General features: G+C 71.3%; 18 protein-coding genes. 6 read left to right on the top strand and 12 right to left on the bottom strand.

Going from position 1 to position 20,469, the window contains the following annotated elements:
* The 3 genes from VFF97_RS11375 to VFF97_RS11365 form a co-directional block, all read right to left on the bottom strand.
* On the bottom strand, positions 1-983 hold a 983-nt coding region (locus VFF97_RS11375), incomplete at its 3' end, for an ABC transporter ATP-binding protein (RefSeq protein ID WP_325033617.1).
* 31 nt (positions 984-1,014) lie between these two features.
* Entirely contained in the window at positions 1,015-3,753 is a 2,739-nt protein-coding gene (locus VFF97_RS11370; protein ID WP_325033616.1) for an FtsX-like permease family protein, read from the bottom strand.
* Positions 3,750-6,188: an ABC transporter permease gene (locus VFF97_RS11365; RefSeq protein ID WP_325033615.1), complete on the bottom strand. Its 2,439-nt coding sequence runs from the start codon at positions 6,186-6,188 to the stop codon at positions 3,750-3,752. The genes VFF97_RS11370 and VFF97_RS11365 overlap by 4 nt, the downstream gene beginning before the upstream one ends.
* Before the next feature lie 86 nt (positions 6,189-6,274).
* Here VFF97_RS11365 and VFF97_RS11360 point away from each other — a divergent pair, with 86 nt between their 5' ends.
* The 3 genes from VFF97_RS11360 to VFF97_RS11350 all read left to right on the top strand — a co-directional run bounded on the left by VFF97_RS11360 (position 6,275) and on the right by VFF97_RS11350 (position 9,078).
* Positions 6,275-6,874, top strand: a complete 600-nt coding sequence (locus VFF97_RS11360; protein WP_325033614.1) for an HhH-GPD-type base excision DNA repair protein — start codon at positions 6,275-6,277, stop codon at positions 6,872-6,874.
* Between the two features lie 166 nt (positions 6,875-7,040).
* On the top strand, positions 7,041-7,514 hold the full coding sequence (locus VFF97_RS11355; RefSeq protein ID WP_325033613.1) for a hypothetical protein: 474 nt from the start codon (positions 7,041-7,043) through the stop codon (positions 7,512-7,514).
* Between the two features lie 85 nt (positions 7,515-7,599).
* Positions 7,600-9,078 carry a flotillin family protein gene (locus VFF97_RS11350; protein WP_325033612.1) on the top strand — a complete coding sequence of 493 codons (1,479 nt, stop codon included), beginning with the start codon at positions 7,600-7,602 and terminating at the stop codon, positions 9,076-9,078.
* 155 nt (positions 9,079-9,233) lie between these two features.
* On the opposite strand, the gene VFF97_RS11345 is transcribed toward VFF97_RS11350, so the two are convergent.
* From VFF97_RS11345 to VFF97_RS11315, 7 genes are all read right to left on the bottom strand, one after another.
* Entirely contained in the window at positions 9,234-10,619 is a 1,386-nt protein-coding gene (locus tag VFF97_RS11345) for a glycine--tRNA ligase (protein WP_325033611.1), read from the bottom strand.
* A gap of 142 nt (positions 10,620-10,761) precedes the next feature.
* Positions 10,762-11,145: a DUF4870 domain-containing protein gene (locus VFF97_RS11340; protein WP_325033610.1), complete on the bottom strand. Its 384-nt coding sequence runs from the start codon at positions 11,143-11,145 to the stop codon at positions 10,762-10,764.
* A 90-nt stretch (positions 11,146-11,235) separates the two neighbouring features.
* A complete protein-coding gene (locus VFF97_RS11335) occupies positions 11,236-12,615 on the bottom strand; it encodes an alpha-hydroxy-acid oxidizing protein (protein ID WP_325033609.1) in 1,380 nt (459 codons plus the stop codon).
* Between the two features lie 25 nt (positions 12,616-12,640).
* A complete protein-coding gene (locus tag VFF97_RS11330) occupies positions 12,641-13,534 on the bottom strand; it encodes a hypothetical protein (protein WP_325033608.1) in 894 nt (297 codons plus the stop codon).
* A 53-nt stretch (positions 13,535-13,587) separates the two neighbouring features.
* Entirely contained in the window at positions 13,588-13,731 is a 144-nt protein-coding gene (locus VFF97_RS11325) for a hypothetical protein (RefSeq protein ID WP_325033607.1), read from the bottom strand.
* A gap of 81 nt (positions 13,732-13,812) precedes the next feature.
* The gene (locus VFF97_RS11320; RefSeq protein WP_325033606.1) at positions 13,813-14,202 is read right to left on the bottom strand and encodes a hypothetical protein; all 390 of its coding nucleotides are present in this window, start codon (positions 14,200-14,202) and stop codon (positions 13,813-13,815) included.
* Positions 14,199-15,152 carry a cyclase family protein gene (locus VFF97_RS11315; protein WP_325033605.1) on the bottom strand — a complete coding sequence of 318 codons (954 nt, stop codon included), beginning with the start codon at positions 15,150-15,152 and terminating at the stop codon, positions 14,199-14,201. Before VFF97_RS11315 ends, VFF97_RS11320 begins: the two co-directional genes overlap by 4 nt.
* A gap of 161 nt (positions 15,153-15,313) precedes the next feature.
* Here VFF97_RS11315 and VFF97_RS11310 point away from each other — a divergent pair, with 161 nt between their 5' ends.
* Positions 15,314-15,535 (top strand): hypothetical protein, encoded by a 222-nt coding sequence (locus VFF97_RS11310; RefSeq protein ID WP_325033604.1) that lies wholly within the window; start codon positions 15,314-15,316, stop codon positions 15,533-15,535.
* On the opposite strand, the gene VFF97_RS11305 is transcribed toward VFF97_RS11310, so the two are convergent.
* A complete protein-coding gene (locus VFF97_RS11305; protein WP_325033603.1) occupies positions 15,532-16,242 on the bottom strand; it encodes a GNAT family N-acetyltransferase in 711 nt (236 codons plus the stop codon). The two genes, VFF97_RS11310 and VFF97_RS11305, sit on opposite strands and share 4 nt — an antisense overlap.
* Before the next feature lie 270 nt (positions 16,243-16,512).
* Here VFF97_RS11305 and VFF97_RS11300 point away from each other — a divergent pair, with 270 nt between their 5' ends.
* Together VFF97_RS11300 and VFF97_RS11295 are read left to right on the top strand one after the other, a co-directional pair.
* Complete coding sequence (locus VFF97_RS11300; protein ID WP_325033618.1) at positions 16,513-17,913, top strand: MFS transporter; 1,401 nt, start codon at positions 16,513-16,515, stop codon at positions 17,911-17,913.
* A gap of 68 nt (positions 17,914-17,981) precedes the next feature.
* The gene (locus tag VFF97_RS11295; protein ID WP_325033602.1) at positions 17,982-19,451 is read left to right on the top strand and encodes a peptide MFS transporter; all 1,470 of its coding nucleotides are present in this window, start codon (positions 17,982-17,984) and stop codon (positions 19,449-19,451) included.
* A gap of 114 nt (positions 19,452-19,565) precedes the next feature.
* On the opposite strand, the gene VFF97_RS11290 is transcribed toward VFF97_RS11295, so the two are convergent.
* A partial coding sequence (locus VFF97_RS11290; RefSeq protein WP_325033601.1) for a sugar phosphate isomerase/epimerase family protein occupies positions 19,566-20,469 on the bottom strand: 904 nt, incomplete at its 5' end.

Below are 20,469 nucleotides of genomic sequence, written 5' to 3'. Positions count from 1 at the left end.
GTGGGCTCGGCGACCGGAGCGGGCTCGGCGACCGGAGTGGGCTCAGCGTCCGGGATCGGGGGCGCCGCATCCGGTTCCCGGCGCTGCCCAGGCCATACGCCCACGTGGTCGGGCTCGAGCGCGAGGCGCACGCGCTCGCGCAGGTCGAGCGCCTGGACGAACTCGTCGGGAAGCTGCAGGCGGCCGACGCGGTCGAGCACCGCGTACTCCTCCGCGACGTGGTGCTCGGCGCCGGTCTCGTCGGTGCGCGTCGAGCGCAGCACCTCGGTCGAGGTGCGTCCGTCGCGGATCTGCACGGTGCGGGCGACGTGCTCCGACACGGCGGGGTCGTGCGTCACGATGAGCGTCGTCACACCGAGCTCGCGGTTGACCGAGCGCATGGCCTCGAGCACGTGCGCGCTCGTCGTGTCGTCGAGCTCACCGGTCGGCTCGTCGGCGAGCAGCACGCGCGGGTTGTTCGCGATCCCGACCGCGATCGCGACGCGCTGCTGCTCACCGCCGGACATCTCGGACGGCTTGCGCTCGGCGCAGTGCGCCACCTCGAGCAGGTCGAGCAGCTCGTCCACGCGCTTGCGGCGCGCGGCCGCGCCCTTCACCTCGCCTGTGACGGCGAGGGCGGCGGCGACGTTCTCGCTCGCCGACAGGTACGGGAGGAGGTTGCGCGACGTCTGCTGCCACACGAACCCGACACTGCGCCGGCGGAACTCGACGCGCTCCTTCTCTTTCATCGACAGCAGGTCGTGGCCCGCCACCCACGCGACACCGGCCGTCGGCTGGTCGAGGCTCGACAGGATCGACAGCAGCGTCGACTTGCCCGAACCGGATGCCCCGACGACGGCGACGAGCTCGCCAGGGTCGATCCGCAGGTTGAGGCCCTGCAGCGCCTGCACCTCGACGCCCGGCCCCGCGCCGGTCGTCACCTTGAAGATGCGCACGAGGTCGACGCACAGGATGTCCGCGTCGGGAGCGGTCATGTGGGCCATGGTCCCATCCTTCCTCGATGGTGCGGCGCGGTCATGTGCCCTCCTCGACGGTGCGCAGGGCTCGGGCGGCGCGGATGCGGCGCGACACGAGCAGCGCGATGGCGGTCAGCACTGCGGCGAGCGCGACGAACCCGCCGACCGTGAGAGCGAGGATCGCGGGGTCGAGCCGGTACGACGGCTGCACCGTCGAGCCCGTGAAGGGCCGCAGGTCGACCGCGGCGAGCACGACGAGCGGCACGATCGCACCGAAGACGGTTCCCGCCACGATCGCGGCCAAGGCCGGTGGGCCGACCTCCCACAGCGCGAGCGAGGTCGATGCGCGACGCGGTGCACCGAGCGTGCGCAGGAGTGCGAGCAGGCGGTTGCGCGGCTCGGTGGCGAGTGTGAGGGTCATGACGATCGCGAGCGCGCTGAGCAGCGCGGTCACCGCGGTCGCGATGAGCAGCGCCCATCGCACTCCCTGCACGGCGGGCCCGGCCTGGATCCGGTCGGCGATGAGGTCGGCGGTGTCGATGCGCGCGTCGAACGGGAACGCCGCGCGCAGCTGCTCCTCGACGGCGTCGGGGGCGGCATCCGGTTCGAGTCGAACGAGCACCGTGCGGTCGCTCGGGTCACGACCCAGCACATCCTCCGCATAGGCGGCGTCGATCGCCGCCCAGTTCTCGCGCGCGCCGATGGGCGACGGACCGCTCGTGACGCCGACGACCTCGGCGGGCACCGACCCGAGCCTCAGCTCGTCGGAGCCGCCGATGATCCGCGCGGTCGCTCCCGCCACGACCATCGGCATCGGCCCGTCGTCCGTCGGCTCGAGCGACGCGCCCGGCGGCAGCAGGCCGGGCTCGTCGCCCTGCACGTCGCGCAGCTCGGCGCCGTTCACCACGAAGACCGACGTGGCACGCTTCGCGCCGTTCACGTCGAGGGTGGAGGGCTCGGCGCCGGAGATGCCCGTCGCGGCGGCCACCCCGTCGATGCCACGCACGCGGTCGAGCTGCTCGAGCGTGAAACTGCCTCCCGTGATCCGCATGTCTGCGCCCACCTGGGCGCGCGCGGACTGGGTGATGCCCGATTGGAGTGCGGAGAGGAGGATGCCGGATGACACGGCCACCGACACCCCGACGACGAGCGCGAGCACGGGGGTGAGCCCGATCGACGGCTCGCGGAGGGCGCGCGCCGCGCCCACGAACGCGTCGAGACGGCTCGACCGGCGCGCGCGGTCGAAGATGCCGTGCAGGGGGATCGGGTAGAGCCGCAGCGTGATGAGGCATGCCGTGATCGCGAGAAGCAGCGGCGCGGCGGCGAGGAGCGGATCCAGGCCCGAACTGTAGCCCCGCACGAAGAGGAGCACGAGCGTGAGCGCCGTGAGCGCGACGACGATGCCCTCGCCGATGAGGCGCACGCGGGAGCCGCCGAGGTCGAGATCGGTTCGCGCGCGCCGCTCCGCCGCCGCCGGGGCGAGCACGACGAGGATCGCGATCGGAGCGAGGCCGATCACGAGTGCGGGGAGGAAGTCGAGGACGGTCGGGGTCGCGCCGAACACCGCAGCGCCGACGATCGCCGCGATCGCGGCGCCGATCACCGCCGGCACGATGCCCGCCACGACGCCCTCGAGCCCGAGGATCCCGCGGAGCTGTCCGAGCGATGCGCCGCGCGCGGACAGCAGGCGCAGGCTCGGGCGGCGGCGCTCGAGGATGAGCCGGCATCCGAGCACCAGCACCGCGGCGGCGACGCCGATCGGACCGGCCACGATCATCGCGATGACGGCCACCGTCGACGCGCCCTGCGCGAGCGCGAGCTCGATCTCGCCTGTGACGTCGGCCTGGAAGCGCAGGCTCAGGATGCCGATTCCGCCCGACGACGATCCAATCGTGTGCGAGACCGCCGTCAGCTTGCGCAGCGCCGCCGCCGTGTCTTCTGCCGTCGCCGCGCTGATGCGATCGATGTCGGTCGGGAACCACACGGTGGTGGAGTACAACCCGCGCAAGCCGCTCGTGATGAGCGACGCGGGGTGCGGGAACGCCATGCCCGTCACGACGCGTGGAAGGTTGCCGTCGTCGAAGATCTTCGGCGTGAGCGACGAGGGCACGTGCTCCCAGAAGCCGGCGTCGGGGTCGACAGGCTCGAAGGTGCCGACGAGCACGAGCTCGACGAGGGCCGCGGGTATGCCGACCGACCTCGTCTCGCCGACCGCCCACTCCATCTCCCCCGCCGTTTCGGCCGAGACGACGACTTCGACGCGATTGGCGACGCTTCCGCCCGGAATCGACGCGGATGCGACGGGCTCGGGCAGATACGAGGCGGCGGGTTCCGGCATCCGGCCCTCGACCAGGACGATCTCGTCTTCGATTCCGGGCGCGAACGCCATGCTCACGGCGCGCGTGCGCGGCGCCTCGGCGACGGGCATGTCGGTCACCGTCGTCACCGCGCGACCGGTGCCGAGGACCTCGGGAAGCGGGTCGTCGGCCTCGACGCGGATGCCCTCGACAGCGTCGAGGAACGTCCCCCACACCTCTTCCGTCGTCGACGGGACCGAGAAGTCGTGCGCACCGAGCTGCGGCGCGCCCGCGGTCTCGGAGACGACGTCCCGCTCGAGCGCGCCGAGCACGCCGAGGCGATCGCGAAGCGCCGCATCCGACAGCAGTCCGAGCACGATCGGCGCCGCCGTCGCGAGGAACGAGAGCATGAGCACGAGGAGCGCCACGACCGCGCCGCCGCCGATGCGCGAGCGCAGGTGGTGCGACACGAGGGCGCGGGTCGTGACGCGGCGGCTCATCGCGACTCCTCCCCCACGGTCGCGGTGCGCGCGGCGCGCGAGACGCCGGTCGCCGCGTACACGACGATCGCCGCGAGGCCCACCGCGAGGGCGGTGACCGCGATGACGAGCGGCGTCCATGCGACGTCGATGCCTCCGGCGAGCGCGAGGATGCCCGGAGTCACGGCGCGCACGAGGTCGGGTACGACGAGCCACGACACGAGCACACCCGCGCCGGCGCCCAGCACGAGCGCCGCGCCGAAGACGCCTCCGAGCTCCGCCGCGCGCATGCGCGCCTGTCGCCGCGGAGTGATGCCGACGGCACGCAGCACGCCCAGCTCCCGCCTGCGTGCGATGGCGAGCGTCTGCACGATCGCGAACGCCGCCACGATCGACAGCACCGCCGACCCCGCGGTCGCTATCCACCACCCCGGCACAAGCGCGCCCACGACGCTCGCCGCAAGGCTCGGGGCGGAGGTCGCGACAGGTCGGTCGTTCATCGCAGCGCTGAGCGCCGCATCCGCCCCTGTGTCGCCCGCGGCCCACAGCGAGTTCGGCGGCACGATCGACGTGCCCCGCTGAAGCTGCGACGTGAGCAGGTTCTCGAGAGGAGCGAAGAGCGCGAGGGTGCCGGATGCTCCGGGCACCGCGTCCACGACAGAAGAGAGGACGACGTCGACCCGACGGCCCGTGCCGGCGTACCGCAGTTCGAGGAAGTCACCCGGCCCGACGCCGAGCCGGGACGCGAGCGCCTTCGTGGCGACCGCCAGCACGGGCGGACGCTGCGAGTCGACCCCGCCGTCCTGCATGGGAGGCGCCGCGGCGAGGACGCCTCCGTCGCCGCGCCACACGACGGCGTCAGGGTTCTGGCCCGTCATGATCCCCATGCCGGAGACATCGAGCGGCCCGACGCCGATCGACTCGGCATCCGCGACCTCGATCGTGATCTGGCCGCCCGCGACGGGGCCGAGCCCCGTCGCGATCGCGAGCAGACTCCACGGCGCCCTACCGTCGGGCAGTTCAGACTCACCCTCGAAGTACCCCGTGAAGTCGAGGTCGCCCGTGAACTGCGGCAGGTTGTCCGCGTCGAAGACGAGGCCCCCGTCGAGTGGGAGGGCGAACGGCGCGCCGGTCGCGTCGAGCAGCAGCGCGTTGACGTTGAACCCCTGTGGGAAGCCGTCGACGACATGAACGTCGAGACGCACGCGCAGTCCGGTCGCATCGTCGCCGAGGGGCACGGGCTCCGAGCGGGCGACGTCATCGGCGCCGACATCCGCTGTCGCGGCGAGCGCGTCACGGTCGATGATGCCACCCGCCGTCGTCACGACGTCGTCGATCATGGCCGTCGGCACCGCGACGAGCTGCGCGTTCGTCTGCCCGATCTCGACGCGCTCGACCAGTGCGGCCGACGCCGCGTCGATGCCGTCGATCGACGCCGCCTCGAGCACCTGGCCGGGGTTAACGGACTGGGGCTTCGTGTCGACCCGCAGATCGGCACCGGTGCGCACCGCGGCCGAGTCCGTCGTCATCGCGCTCCACGTCGCCGCGTACGCGGACGCGAAGACGGTCTCGGCGACCGTGAGCCCCACCAGCAGCACGGCGACCGCGTAGATCGGCACGCGTCGAGACACCTGCCGCACGGGGTAGGCGGGCGCGAGTGACGGGATCGCCGCCGACGGGCGCGCCACCACGGCTGACGCGGCGCCGAAGAGCGCGAGCGCGACGAGGGCGCCCGCCATGAGCACGACGGCCGGAGCGATCGCGACGATCGGGTCGAAGCCGCCGGCACGTGCGGCGGGAAGCTGCCACACGACGAGCGCCGCCGCGAGCAGCACGACCACCACGAGTGCGGCCGTCGTGGCACGGGTGGTGCGCGTCGACCCGGCTCGGCGCTCGCCGCGGCGCAGGGCGACCGCGAACACGACGCCGAGCACGACGACCGCCGCGAGCGCAAACGGCCACTGGGCGAGGGCCTCGAGCGCCGATCCGCCCGCGATGGCCGCGATCGCCGCCGCGAGTGCGACACCCACGATGCCGCCGGCGACGACCACGACGAGCGCCTCGCCCGCGTCGAGCAGGCGCGCCTGACCCCACGACAGGCCGCGCGCCCGGATCGTCGCGGTCTCGTCGTCGCGCGCGGCCGCGATGAGCCGCGCCAATTGCGCGATGGCCGTGCCCGCGAGGATCGCCACCAGGAGCACGAGCGCCGGGGTGGCCGTCGCGAGCGCGGTCGCGCCGAGGGCGATCTGATCTGCCACGTCTTCGGCCGACAGACCGGGTGGCGGCGGATGCCCCGCCTCCCCCGCCGCGCGGGCGAGCGCCGCCGGCACGAGGCACACGGTCGAGACGGCGACCTCCACGGTCGCAGCCGCACTCGCGAGCAGCCCCACGCGCGCGACCGCGCGTGCCCGCCACAGGGGGCCGGTCGTCAGCGACGACGAACGGGGTTTCGGCATTCGGTCAGCGTCCTGGGTGCTCGGGTTCGCGCCCAGGGCGCGAGAGTTCTCTGACAACCTAACCGAGCCGGTGCGAGACTTGCGGCATGACTTTGCACATCACCGGCGACACCGCGGCGGACCGCCTGCTGAGCGACGATCCGCTCGCCCTGCTCATCGGCATGCTCCTCGACCAGCAGGTCGCGATGGAGACCGCGTTCGCGGGTCCGCTCAAGATCCGCGAACGGGTCGGCACGCTCGACGCGGGCGCCCTCGCGGCCTACGACCCGGATGCCTTCGCCGAGGCGTTCAAGCAGCCGCCCGCGGTCCACCGGTTCCCGGGATCGATGGCCGCGCGCGTGCAGGCGCTGTGCGCCGCGGTCGAGCAGGCCTGGGGCGGCGACGCATCCGCGATCTGGACCACCCCGGCTGCTGGGCAGGCGGAAGCACCCGACGGCGCCGAGGTGCTCAAGCGGCTCAAGAAGCTCCCGGGCTTCGGCGACCAGAAGGCGAAGATCTTCCTCGCGCTCCTCGGCAAGCAGTACGGCTACGACGGCGCGGGGTGGCGCGAGGCATCCGCCCCCTACGGAGAAGAAGGCTCGTACCGCAGCGTCGCCGACATCGTCTCGCCCGAGTCGCTCGCGAAGGTGCGCGAGTACAAGCGCGGCGTGAAGGCTGCGGCGAAGTCCGGCGGCGGAGGCGTCTGATCGGCCAGGCCGACGGCGGAAGGGGCTGATTCCCCTCCCCAGGGCCAGCGCTGCGTACGTTATCCCCAGGATGAAACTCCTCCGGATGCCGCATTCCGCGAACCCCTAGGGTGGAGGGAACCGGTCCCACACCGAGGTGCGGGCCGCCCGCTGGGGAGGAGACCCGTTGGAGCTCACGCCGTTCATCGTCATCGGGGGAATCGGGCTGCTCGTGCTCGTGATCTCGCTCCTCGTGGGTGACATCTTCGACCACTTCGAGATCGGCGACGGCGCCATCTCGGGCACCGCCCTCGGCGTCGCGGCGGTGGTGTTCGGCGCATCCGGCGTGCTCACCACGACGGCGGGCCTGGATCTTGTGTGGGCGTACGTCCTGGCGGTCGTGCTCGCAGTCCTCGCGTACCTGCTTGCGGTGTTCTTCGTGCGGAGGCTCACGAAGTCCTCCGACGGCGTGCCGGTCTCGGCGCTCGGGCTCACAGGAGTGACCCGCTCCACGGTGTCGCCGTCCGGCGGCGAGGTGAGCCTCGACGGTCCGCATGAGGTCGAACGGCGCCTGGCGTTCGCCGACGACACGATCGCCGAGGGCGTGCGCATCCGCGTCGTCGAGCACGCCGGCACGCGCGTCAAGGTCGTCGCGGAGTAAACACCTGAGCCGCGCAGCGGCGACGGATGCGGCTGCCGTTCGCCGCGGCATCCGGATCACCCCCCCACACCCGGAAAGGACACCCATGCCGGTCGATGTCATCCAGATCAGCGCCGTGGTCGCGCTGGTCGTCGCGGTCCTCGGACTGCTCGTGTTCATCGCGCGACGCATTCGTCGCGTGCCTCCCAACGAGGCCCTCGTGATCGTCGGCCGCGGCGCCGGCAAGCCCGCCCCCGGCGAGGCGCCCGGCGGCCAGCGCGTCGTGATCGGCGGCCGCACCTTCGTGTGGCCGATCCTCCAGCAGGGATTCTCGATCTCGCTCGAGCAGCGCCAGATCGGCATCACGGTCGAGGGCGTCGACAAGAACCGCATCAAGATCGCGATCAAGGCGTCGATCAACTTCAAGGTGTCGGGCACCGAAGAGGGCGTGCGCCGCGCCGCGCAGCGCTTCCTCTCGCAGCAGGACGCGCTGACCGAGATCATCAAGGAGTCGCTCGAGGGGTCGCTCCGCTCGATCGTGGGCGACATGACGATCGAGCAGATCATCTCCGACCGCAAGAGCCTTTCCGACCGCGTCGTCGCCGAGACGAAGGCCGACCTCGTCGAGCAGGGTCTGCAGGTGGACCTCCTCAACATCAGCGACATCTCGACGCCCGGCAGCGACTACCTCGCGAACCTCGGCCGCGCCGAGGCGGCGCGCGCCCGTCAGGTCGCCGAGATCAGCGAGGCCGAGGCCGCCCGCGCGAGCGAGTTCGCGCGCATCGAGGCCGCCGAGCAGATCGCCGAGCGCCAGAAGGCGCTCTCGCTGCGCCAGGCCTCGATCAAGGCCGACACCGACCGCGCGAACGCCGAGGCCGAGGCCGCGGGCCAGCTCGCCAAGGCCGAGCAGGACAAGCTCGTCGCCGTGCAGGAGCGCGAGGCGCTCACCGAGCAGGCGCTCGTGACACAGGAGCGTCTCGACATCGAGATCCGCAAGCCGGCCGAGGCCCAGGCCTACGCCGAGGTGCAGGCGGCCACCGCCCGCCGCGACGCCGCGAACGCCGCCACCGAGGCCGACGCGTTCAAGCGCACGAAGATCGCCGAGGCGAACAAGGTCGCCGCCGTGCAGGACGCCGAGGCCGCCGCGGCCGCGGTGCGCCTGGCCGGCAGCGCCGAGCGCGACAAGCAGGTCGCGCTCGCCGAGGGTGTCAAGGCCGAGGGCGAGGCGCGCGCCGCCGCGATCCAGGCCGAGGGTCTCGCCGAGGCGGCGTCGACCGACGCGAAGGCGCTCGCGCTGCAGAAGTACGGCGAAGCGGCTCTCGCGCAGGAGATCATCTCTCGCCTGCCCGAGATCGTCCGCGCGGCCGCCGAGCCGATCGCGGCGATCGACAAGATGACCGTCGTCTCGACCGACGGCGCCTCCGACGTCACGAAGACCGTCGGCAAGGTGCTCGGCGAGGGCACCGAGGTCGTGAAGGGCCTCACGGGGCTCGACCTCGCGGCGCTCCTGCAGTCGTTCGCCCTCAAGGGCGCCCCGGCCGATGTGCTGCCCGTGTCACCCGACGGCGCGGTCGCGAAGAACTGACGCGCCCACGCGGGGCCCGCGGCTTCGCGCTGTCGAATCCTGCACACGCGGCCGTCACGAACGACAGCGGATGCAGGAAACCGCAGCGCGAGGCCCGGGAACCGCAGCACGAGCCCCGGGAACCGCAGCGCGAGCCCCGGGAACCGCAGCGCGTGTCAGGCGCCGCGCAGGCGCTCCGCCAGATAGCCCTCGAGGGCCTCGAGCGGCACGCGCTCCTGAGCCATCGTGTCGCGGTCGCGCACCGTGACGGCACGGTCGTCGAGCGAGTCGAAGTCGACCGTGACGCAGAACGGGGTGCCGATCTCGTCCTGACGGCGGTAACGGCGGCCGATCGCGCCCGCGTCGTCGAAGTCCACGACCCAGCGACCCCGCAGCGCGGCAGCCGTCTCGCGCGCGATCGGCGAGAGCTGCTCGTTGCGCGACAGCGGCAGCACCGCGATCTTGACGGGCGACAGGCGCGGATCGAGCTTGAGCACGGTGCGGGTGTCGAACCCGCCCTTCGCGTTCGGCGCCTGCTCCTCGTGGTACGCGTCGACGAGGAACGCCATCATCGCGCGCGTCAGGCCGAACGACGGCTCGATCACGTACGGGATGTACTTCTCGCCCGAGGCCTGGTCGAAGAACGACAGCGAGTGACCGGATGCCTCGCTGTGCGACTTCAGGTCGAAGTCGGTGCGGTTGGCGACGCCCATGAGCTCGCCCCACTCCTTGCCCGGGAAGCCGAAGCGGTACTCGATGTCGATCGTGCCGTCGGAGTAGTGCGCGCGCTCGTCTTCCGGGACGTCGAACCGGCGCATGTTCGCCGGGTCGATGCCCAGGTCGACGAACCAGCTCCAGCACTCCTCGACCCAGTGCTCGAACCACTCCTGCGCCTCGGCAGGAGGCGTGAAGTACTCGATCTCCATCTGCTCGAACTCGCGCGTGCGGAAGATGAAGTTGCCCGGCGTGATCTCGTTGCGGAAAGCCTTGCCGACCTGGCCGACGCCGAACGGCGGCTTCTTGCGGGACGCCGTCACGACGTTCGAGAAGTTCACGAAGATGCCCTGCGCGGTCTCGGGGCGCAGGTAGTAGAGGCCGGACTCGTCGTCGACGACGCCGAGGTACGTCTTCACAAGACCCGAGAACGGCTTCGGCTCGGTGTACTGCCCCTTCGTGCCGCAGTTCGGGCACGGGACATCCGCGAGACCGTGCTCGGCCTTGCGGCCCTTGCGCGCCTCGAAATCCTCGAGGAGGTTGTCGGCGCGGAAGCGCTTGTGGCAGTGCAGGCACTCCACGAGCGGGTCGGTGAACGTCGCGACGTGACCGGATGCCTCCCATACGCGCTTTGGCAGGATGATCGACGAGTCGAGGCCGACCATGTCGCCGCGGCCGCGCACGAACGTCTGCCACCACTGGCGGCGGATGTTCTCCTTCAGCTCGGTGCCGAGGGGGCCGTAGTCCCACGCCGACCGGGATCCGCCGTAGATCTCACCCGCTTGGAAGACGAACCCGCGATGGCGGGCGAGCGAGATGACTTTGTCGAGGCGGGAGGGCTCGGCCACGGTGGCTCCAATGGTCGGAAGAGGTTGTGCGAGTGCGGGCGGCGAGTGCCGCGGCATCCGTCGATTCTACCGAGCGGATGCCGCGCGCCCCGCCGCCCGCAGCGCGCCACCGGAGCCGGGCGTGAGCTGGGCCGTCAGGCCGTCACTTCACGAACGGGATCGACATCGGGTACGTGTACCACTGGCCGCCGTTGGCCTTCACGGCCGCGACGATGCAGAAGACGATGTTCAGGATGTACGCGGCGAAGATGATCAGGAAGCCGACGAACACGATCGCGAGCAGGCCGCCGACGACGTACGCGATGATCAGCGTGAGCTGGAAGTTCAGCGCCGTCGCCGTGTGGGCGCGCACGAAGGGGCCGCGGTCCTTCAGGATCAGGTACCCGACGAGCGGCGCCAGGAAGCCGAAGAACAGGCCGCCGAGGTGCACCAGCGTCGACCAGAGCTTCTCGTCGGCTGGCGTCATCGACGGCGGCGGGGCCGAGTAGCCGCCCGCCGGAGGCTGGGGCGAGGGAGGGATGGTCATGCTCACAGCGTAGAGGCACGCGAGGACGTTCCGCGCGGGGGACATCCCCCCGATTTCCGAGGGTTGCCCGGATGCGTGTCGCCCCGGATATCACTCCTCGCGCAGCACCCCGCGGTCGAGCTCCTCGATGCTCGTGGCACCCGCGAGCCCCATCGTGATGTCGAGCTCGGCGAGGATGTTGCGCACGACCTCGCGCACACCGTTCTCCCCCGCGATCGCGAGGCCGTACGCGTAGGGGCGGCCGATCGCAACAGCCGTCGCGCCGAGCGCGAGGGCGATCGCGACGTCGGCGCCGCCGCGCACCCCCGAGTCGAAGACGATCGGCATCCGCCCGCCGACGCGGCGCTCGATCTCGGGGAGCGCCGCGAGCGTCGGGACCGACTGGTCGATCTGGCGCCCGCCGTGGTTCGAGACCCAGATCGCGTCGGCGCCCGCGTCGAGGGCGCGGGTCGCGTCATCCGGATGCACGATGCCCTTGAGGATGATCGGCAGTTTCGTCCACTCGCGCGCCTTCGCGAGGTCGTCCCACGTGAGCGCGGGGGTCGAGAAGACCTCGAGGAACGTCTCGACCGCCGCGCGCGGCAGCGGTGAGCGCAGATTCTCGCGCAGGCTCTTCGAGCCGGTGATGGCCGACCCCTTCCGCGCGATGCGCACACCCGCGGCGACCGCCTTCGGCGTGAGCTTGACAGGCGGGTTCGGCTCGGCGGCGCGGGGCGGCGTCGTGTCCTCCGTGTTCGCGGCGGCCGTGGCCCCACCCGCCGATGCCCCCCGAGTCCGTTCGCGCACGAGCTGCTGGAACACCGGGTCGCTCGTGTACTGCGCGATCCCGAGGCCGCGCGTGAACGGCAGGTACGCGAGGTCGAGATCGCGCGTGCGCCAGCCGAGCAGGTGCGTGTCGAGGGTGACGACGATCGCCTCGCATCCGGATGCCTCGGCCCGCCGCAGGAGCGACGCGTTGAGCTCGTCGGACGACGACCAGTAGAGCTGGAACAGCCGAGAGCCGGCGGGTGCGGCATCCGCCACCGCCTCCATCGGGTAGGAGGCCTGGTTGCTGAGCGTGTACGGAACACCGACGGATGCCGCGGCCCGCGCGACCGCGAGATCGGCGTCGGCGTTCACGAGCTCCATCACGCCGAGCGGCGCGAGCAGCAGCGGCGTCGCGCGCCGCGTGCCGAGGAACTCGATCGACAGGTCGCGGCTCGACACGTCGCGCAGCGGTCGCGGCCACACCTGCCACCGCTCGAACGCGGCGCGGTTCGCGGCGACGGTGCGCTCGGATCCGGCACCGCCCGCGATGTAGGCGAACGCCTCGGCGCTCGACGCCTTGCGCGCCGCGCGCTCGAGCGCGCTCGGATCGACGGGGACGGCGGGGCGCGTGCCGCTGATGCCGGCGCGGTAGATCTCGGACTGGGTGCGGCGCGAGATGCCGCGCGCCGCGGCTGCGGGGTCTTCGGGAGCGACGCTGCTCATGCCGACCAGCGTAGGGCTCGCGGGCTCAGGCGCCTGGACCGAATCCGCACCAGTCGGCGACCCACGACAGGATCTTGCCGCGCATGTCCTCCCCGACGAACACCTCGATCTCACCCGGCTCGCCGTCGAGCACGACGCGCACGTCGAAGATCGTGCCGCGCTTGTCCTCCTGCACCGCGTGCGGGTCGCAGCGGAAGGGCACGATCGGCAGCGAGATCACCGTGCGATCGGAGCCGCCCGTCGAGACGTCGAGTCCGACGGGATACGCACCGTCCACCGTCGCCGTGCCGAACGAGATGAGGTTCGTCTCCTGCACGCCCTCGATCGCGAGGCTGCCCGCCCCGGTCGGCTCGATCGCGAGGTCCAGTCGTGCCGGCGCTCCGGCAGGGGAGGGTGTGAAATGTTCGAAAGCGATGGTCGCGGCATCCGCCACCGACTGCGCCCGACACTCGCGTTCGTGCAGCGGCGCGATGAAACCGAGCGGATCGGCCGCGGGGACGGTCGCCTTTCCCGTCGCGCCGTCTTCGCGCGTGAAGGCGAGCGTCACGCGCGGCTCGGCGTCGTCCGGCGCGGGGCACGCGACCTCGGGAAGCTGCACGCGCACGTTCACCGTGACGCCCGGCGCGACGCGACTCTCGCGCGCAACGTCGCGCGTCGCGTCGTCCGCGAACCGCGGGTCGCTCACGCGCACGTCGCCGATCACGAGAGTCTCGTCGGATCCGTTGTGCACCGACACCTGCGCCGTGCGCGTGGAGACGTCGGCGCGCAGCTGCACGATCTCGACCTCGACCCCGTCGGGCAGGCCGGTGTCGCCGGGTTCAGCCCCGGTGCCGGCCGAGCAGCCCGCGGCAGCCAGTGCGACGAGCGCGACGAAGGCGGCACCGAAGGGGCGCCGACGACCGGTCGACAGCGTGCGCATGCGCACAGGTTAGTCGCCGCATCCGACCACCAGGCCGTCGTCCGGCCGGTCGCTCACGCTGCGTGGATCGACGCCACCTCGGTCACGGGGCGGAAGGTCGAGCGGCACCGGCGCGGTCCGAGCTGCCGTTGCGCGCGGCGTTCGCGCCAGCGCTGCACCGAGCGGGCGACTCGATTCGTCTCGAGCTGTGCGTTCATGGCGGCCTCCCTCCGTGGCGACCCGGTGATCCGGTCTCGCCACGAAGGAGCAGCACCCCCGCCGTCAGATACAGTCGCGCGTCAGCCCCACGGCGAGCCGCCTTCGCCCGGTCGCATCGGGCGCAGCTCGTCCGGCGCCGGCCACGCGAGCTCGAACCTCTCGACAGGGGCGTCGATCGCGCCGAAGTCGTCGGTCTGCACGACGACCCGACCCTCCTCGCCGGGCCGCGGAGGAGTCACCTCGACGATGCGCACCCGCATCGGCGGATCGCCGTCACGCTCGAGCATCCACACATCGGCCAGGAACCGCAGCCCCATGTCTTCGAGTGCCGCCTCGGCGTCGAGCCAGTCGACGGGTCCGGATGCCTCGCGCCCCAGCACATCGACGGCGACCCAGTCCTCGCCTTCGGGCCGGATCCACCCGATGAGCTCGCCGTCGTCGCGGCGGTGCGGGGTCCAGTCGCCCTTCACGGGGCATCCGTCACTTGCGCGAACGCGCGCACCGGGAACGTGCCGAAGCCCTCGACAGCGGGCGGTGCGGCCGTGAACAGCGCACCCGAGGGCGGCAGCTCCGCGAGGGTCGTGAGGTGCTCGACGACGTGGACGCCCGCCGCGAGCAGCAGAGAGTGCGCCGGGCGCTCGCCGCCTCCTGATCCCGTCGAAGGATCGGCGTCGTCGATGTTGAGCGAGTCGATGCCGACGAGCACGGCGCCCGCGTCGATGAGCCACTGTGCGCCTTCGCCGGTGAGGAACGGGGCGCCGTTCCCGTACTCGGGCCGCCCGAACCAGCGGTCCCACCCCGTGTGCAGCAGCACCGCGGCACCGCGCACGTCTCGATCGGCGAGCGTCTCGGCACGGATGCCGCGCCGCTCGGGCGTCCACGCGTCCTCGAGATGGAACACCTCGGCGCGAAGCCCGACGAGCGTCGACAGGTCGAGTCCCGCGAGGTCCGTCCCGCCTTCGTAGCGGTGGTACGGGGAGTCGAGATACGTGCCCGTGTTGCCGACCATCGTGATGATGTCCATCGCGAACTCGGTCCCGGGCGCGTACCGGGCGCGCGAGTCCTCGCGCGTGAGGTGGGGCGCGATCGTCGGCGCGGGGAGTCCCGGGTAGGTCACGAGGCCCGCGCGGATGGGGTGGCTCAGGTCGATGACGCGGGTCGCGGCATCCGGACCCGTCGTCGGCGCGGAAGAGACGCCGCGGGACCCGCGGTGCGACTCCTCGACGATGCGCAGACCACGAAGCTCGACCTCGTCGACGAGCGCGAGCCCGAGATGCTGCACGAGCAGGCGTGCGATCTCGTCCTCGCCGGTGTCGGCCGAGGGCAGATCGAGCCGGAAGCCGGTGCCCGAGAGCGCCCCGCCGTTGGCGAAGCGGATGTCGAAGTCGAAGTGCGCGCGGAAGTCGGGTGCCGTGGCCATGCCGTGAGCCTAGGGACGCGGCATCCGGCACGCACACCCTATTTCGGGAATGGCAGGCGGCGAAGCACGCGCGGCAGGATCCCTTCGGACGAGGACTACCCGAGCGCCGCATCCGCCGCAAGGCCGTGGACCCGCACGCGCCTCGGCTCTAGCGTCGAGCCATGCACAGCGAAGAGCGCGGGGCGGAAGACCGCACCACCGACGACACCGGCATGACCGATGAGGAGAAGCGCCACGACCAGCTCACCTCGGCGCCGAACGCGACCGAGGACGACGCGGCGCCCCGCATCGACGTGACGCACCGCGACGGCGTCACGCGCATCGACATCCGCGACGACGCCGACGTGCGCCCCGGCAACCCGATGGAGGAGCCGGAGGACTAGCCGGATGCCTCCACGAAGAGGTAGCCCCGGTCGTCGTCGAACCCGCCGACCACGAGCCCCTGCTCGAGCAGTTCGAGGAACCTCCGACGCACGCGCAACCGCCACGCGGTGGCCTCCGCGGGGTTGTCGCGCCGGATCGCCGAGATGTCGGTGGGTACCTCGACGGATGCGACGACCCGCTCGTCGGGCGGCACCGGCGCCGGCGGCGCGGCGAGCGCCCACGAGACCATGAGCCGGTCGGTCTGGTCGCCGCGGTTGACGCCGTCGTCCATCGCGCCGTACTGATTCACGAGGTATTCCGTCACGCGTGCGCCGAGCACGTTGAGGTTGAAGTGCGCGTTGCGGGCGACGAGCGGGTCGAACGTCCACGTGATGTGCCCGACGCCGCGCTCGAGCGCCCACTCGCGCTGGTGCTGCTTGAGGCGCCGACCGAGGCCCTGGCTCTGGTGCTCGGGAAGCACGCCGGTGATGTGCGAGTGCATGGAGCGCGCGGCAGGCTCGGCGAAGAAGGCGGCGGATGCCCCGACCATGCGATCCCCCGCGAACATGCCGACCACGTAATTGCCCGAGTGCGCGAGTGCGCGCAGGAGGTTCGGGGCCATCCCCGAGCGGTCGCCGTGCCACACCGCGCTGAACAGCTCGGAGGCCGCGAACACCTCCTCGAGGGTGTTCAGCGGGCGGATCGCGACCTCGTCCTCGTCCTCCATCCCCCCAGTCTGGCCCGGACAGCGGGCTGCGGGCGACAGCCCGGCGATTTCAGGGTGGCGCGCGCCGAACCGCGCTGATAGCGTGGCCCGCGGTTCCGGGCACCATCCCGGACGGACTGTCGCCGACGCTTCCTCGAAGCCGGGTGTCGGCGACCGTCCGGCCCCACTCGGTGGGAGTCGCGTCGCCTCCGTCGGCGGCCCGGATGCGGCATCCGCAGTTAGCCTGAATCGATGGGCATGGGTGACGCAGCACGCAGACGCCTCACCCGGATGCCACCCCAGGGCGCCATCGTCGCGGTGCTCGCGATCGCCGGCCTGAGCTCGTCGTTCATGTTCACGCTCGTCGTGCCGATCCAGTCGAAGCTGCCCGAGCTGCTCGACGCGAGCCGCGAGGACACGGCGTGGGTCGTGACGGCGACGCTCCTCGCGGCGGCGGTGTGCACACCGATCTCGGGGCGCCTGGGCGACATGTACGGCAAACGCCGCGTGGTCATCGCGCTGCTGGTGACGCTTGTGATCGGCTCGGTCATCGCGGCGCTCTCCCCGCACATCATCGGGGTGATCGTCGGGCGAGCGCTGCAGGGGGCGGTCACAGGTGTCGTGCCGCTCGGGATCTCGATCCTGCGCGACGTGCTGCACGAAGACCGCGTCGACTCCGCCATCGCGCTCATCAGTGCGACCCTCGGCGTCGGCGGGGCGCTCGGGCTCCCGATCAGCGCCCTCGTGACAGAGCTGAGCGACTGGCACATGATCTTCTGGCTCTCGGCGATCCTCGGCGTCATCCAGATCGCCCTCGTCGTGTGGATCGTGCCGGTGAGCGTGCTGCGCTCGGGCGGGCGCATCGACTTCGTGGGCGTGGCCGGGCTCGCGATAGGCCTCATCGGGATCCTCCTGGCCATCTCGCGCGGAAACGAGTGGGGATGGACCTCTCCCGCCACCCTCGCGTGCGGGATCGGCGGCATCGTCGTGCTGCTGGCGTGGGGCTGGTACGAGCTGCGCGTCGACGATCCGCTCCTCGACCTCCGCGTCGCGGCACGCCGGCCCGTGCTGCTGACGAACCTCACCTCCGTCGCCATGGGGTTCTCGCTGTTCTCGTCGAACGTCGTGTATCCGCAGCTGCTCGAGCTGCCCGCATCCGTCGGAGGATTCGGTCTCTCGCTGCTTGCCGCGAGCCTCGTCGTCATGCCGTCGGGCCTCGTCATGATGGTGCTCTCGCCCATCGCCGGCCGACTGTCGCACCGCGTCGGCCCGCGCGTGCTGCTGCTCACGGGCGCGGCGGCCCTCGTCGTCGCATACGCCTTCACCTACTTCTTCCGCACCGATGTGTGGCAGCTGCTCGTCGCCAACCTCCTGATCGGCGTCGGCATCGGATTCGGATTCGCCGCGATGCCCATGCTCATCATGCGGTCCGTGCCGCAGTCCGAGACGGGCGCATCCAACGGGCTCAACGCCCTCTTCCGGTCGGTCGGCACGAGCAGCGCCGCGGCCGTCGTCGGCGCCGTGCTCGCGACCTACTCCGTCCAGCAGGACGGCGTGCAGCTGCCGACTCCCACCGCGTTCGACGTCGCGTTCCTCCTCGGCGGGGTGGGCGCGATCGTCGCGCTCGGCATCGGGCTGTTCATCCCCTCTCGCCGGTCGCCGGAGGAGCGGCATCCGTCCCTCCCCGAGTGATCCGGATGTGATGCGCCTGTCGCGCACCCCTCTGTCGCGCATCGCCGCGCGGGTCTAGCCTCGCGTGCATGACGACGACCACCCCGGCACCCGCGGAAAGCGACCGCGACACGCGGTTCTTCGGCCAGCCGTGGGCGCTCGCGCACGTCTTCGGCGTCGAGATGTGGGAGCGGTTCAGCTTCTACGGCATGCAGATCGTCATGGTCTACTACCTCTACTTCTCGACGTCCGAGGGCGGGCTCGGGATGCCGGAGTCCACGGCCGTGAGCATCATCGGCGCGTACGGCGGCTCGGTCTACCTCGCGACGATCCTCGGCGCGTGGGTGGCGGACCGGCTGCTCGGCTCGGAGCGCGTCCTCTTCTACAGCGCGATCGTGATCATGTGCGGCCACTTGGGGCTCGCCCTCATCCCCGGGTACGCCGGTGTGACGATCGGCCTCATCCTCGTGGCGATCGGATCGGGCGGCCTCAAGGCGAACGCGACCTCGGTCGTCGGAACGCTCTATGGCGCCGCCGACCCGCGGCGCGACGCCGGCTTCTCGATCTTCTACCTCGGCATCAACATCGGCGCGTTCTTCGGCCCGCTCGTGACGGGGTTCCTGCGGACGAACCTCGGCTTCCACTGGGCATTCGGCGCGGCCGCCGTCGGCATGGCGCTCGGCCTCATCCAGTACTCGTTCGGCCGCAGACAGCTCCCCGAGGAGTCGCGCGTCGTGCCGAACCCGCTGCCCGTCCGCGGGCGCTGGATCTTCGCGGGCATCGGCGTCGCCGCGATCGCACTGATCGTCGTGCTCGTGCTCACGGGCGTCATCCGGGCCGACAACCTCTCGGTCGTCATCATCGTCACCGTCGTCGGAGCGACGATCGCCTACTTCGCGGTCATCCTGTCGAGCCGACGCATCGACTCCCCCGAGCGATCGCGCGTGTTCGGGTTCATCCCGCTGTTCATCACGAGCGTCGCGTTCTGGTCGCTGTACCAGCAGCAGTTCACGGTCGTGCCGATCTACGCGGAGCAGAGGCTGGATCTCAACATCTTCGGCTGGGAGATGCCGCCGGACTGGGTGCAGTCCATCAACCCGGTGTTCATCATCATCCTGTCGGGCGTGTTCGCCGCGATCTGGACCAAGCTCGGCTCGCGCCAGCCCTCGACCCCCGTGAAGTTCGGCCTGGGCGTCATCATCATGGGCATCGCGTTCCTGTTGTTCCTGCCGTTCGCGGGCGGCGGTCCGCACTCCACGCCGCTCATCGCGATGGTCGGGATCATCTTCGTCTTCACGATCGCCGAGCTGCTGCTGTCACCGGTCGGCCTGTCGGTCGCGACGAAACTCGCGCCGCAGGCGTTCCACACGCAGATGGTGGCGCTGTTCTTCCTCTCGGTGTCGCTCGGCACCGCGATCTCGGGCTGGCTCGCGCAGTTCTACAACCCCGACGACGAGGTCCCGTACTTCTCGATCCTCGGCGCGATCGCCATCGTCGTGGGCATCGCGCTGCTCGCCGCGGTGAAGCCGGTGCTGGCCCTCATGAAGGGCGTGCGCTGAGCTCTTCCGCTCCGGGGGCTCCCCTCCGCGCGCTCGCGCTGCCGATTCCGGCATCCGCTGTCATTTCAACTGACCGCGGATGCAGGTTTCGACAGCGCGAGCGGATGCCGGGTGCTACTCCGCCTTCGTCGAGAACGCCGCGTCGAACGCCGCCGCGGGCGGGGTGATCGCGTTGAGCTCGCGGACGAACTGGAGGGCTTCGGGTGCGCCCTGGAGGCGGTCCATGCCGGCGTCCTCCCATTCGACGCTCGTCGGTCCGTTGTAGCCGATCGCGTTCAGCGCGCGGAAGAGGGGTTCCCAGGGGACTTCACCGTGCGCGGTGGACACGAACGTCCAGCCGCGACGCGGGTTGGCCCACGGCAGGTGGGAGCCGAGCACGCCGTTGCGGCCGTCGAGGTTGGTGATGGACTCCTTGACGTGCACGTGGAAGATGTGGTCGGCGTAGTCCAGCACGAACGCGACCGGGTCCAGCTGCTGCCACATGAAGTGGGACGGGTCGAAGTTGAACCCGAAGCTCTTGCGGTGGCCGATCGCGTCGAGCGTCGCTTTCGCGGTCCAGTAGTCGTAGGCGATCTCGGAGGGGTGCACTTCGAGCGCGAACCGCACCCCGACTTCTTCGAACACATCCAGGATCGGACCGAACCGATCGGCGAAGTCCTGGTACCCGGCGGCGACGAACTCGTCGGATGCCGGCGGGAACATCGCGACCGCCTTCCAGATCGACGATCCGGAGAAGCCGACGACGGTCTTGACGCCGAGCCTCGCGGCGAACCGGGCGGTCATCTTCAGCTCCTCGGCGGCGCGCTGCCGCACGCCTTCGGGGTCGCCGTCGCCCCACACGCGGTCGTTCAGGATGTCGCGGTGCCGCTCGTCGATGGGGTCGTCGCAGACCGCCTGGCCGGCGAGGTGGTTCGAGATCGTCCACACCTTCAGCCCGTTGCGCTCCAGGATGTCGAGCCGGGACTGCACGTAGTCGGCGTCGTCCCATCGGGACACGTCGAGGTGGTCGCCCCAGCAG

The sequence above is a fragment of the Microbacterium sp. genome (assembly GCF_035687345.1).
GTDB lineage: Bacteria > Actinomycetota > Actinomycetes > Actinomycetales > Microbacteriaceae > Microbacterium.
Note: the sequence above shows the minus strand (reverse complement) of the source record. Positions and strands in the feature narration are given on the sequence as shown.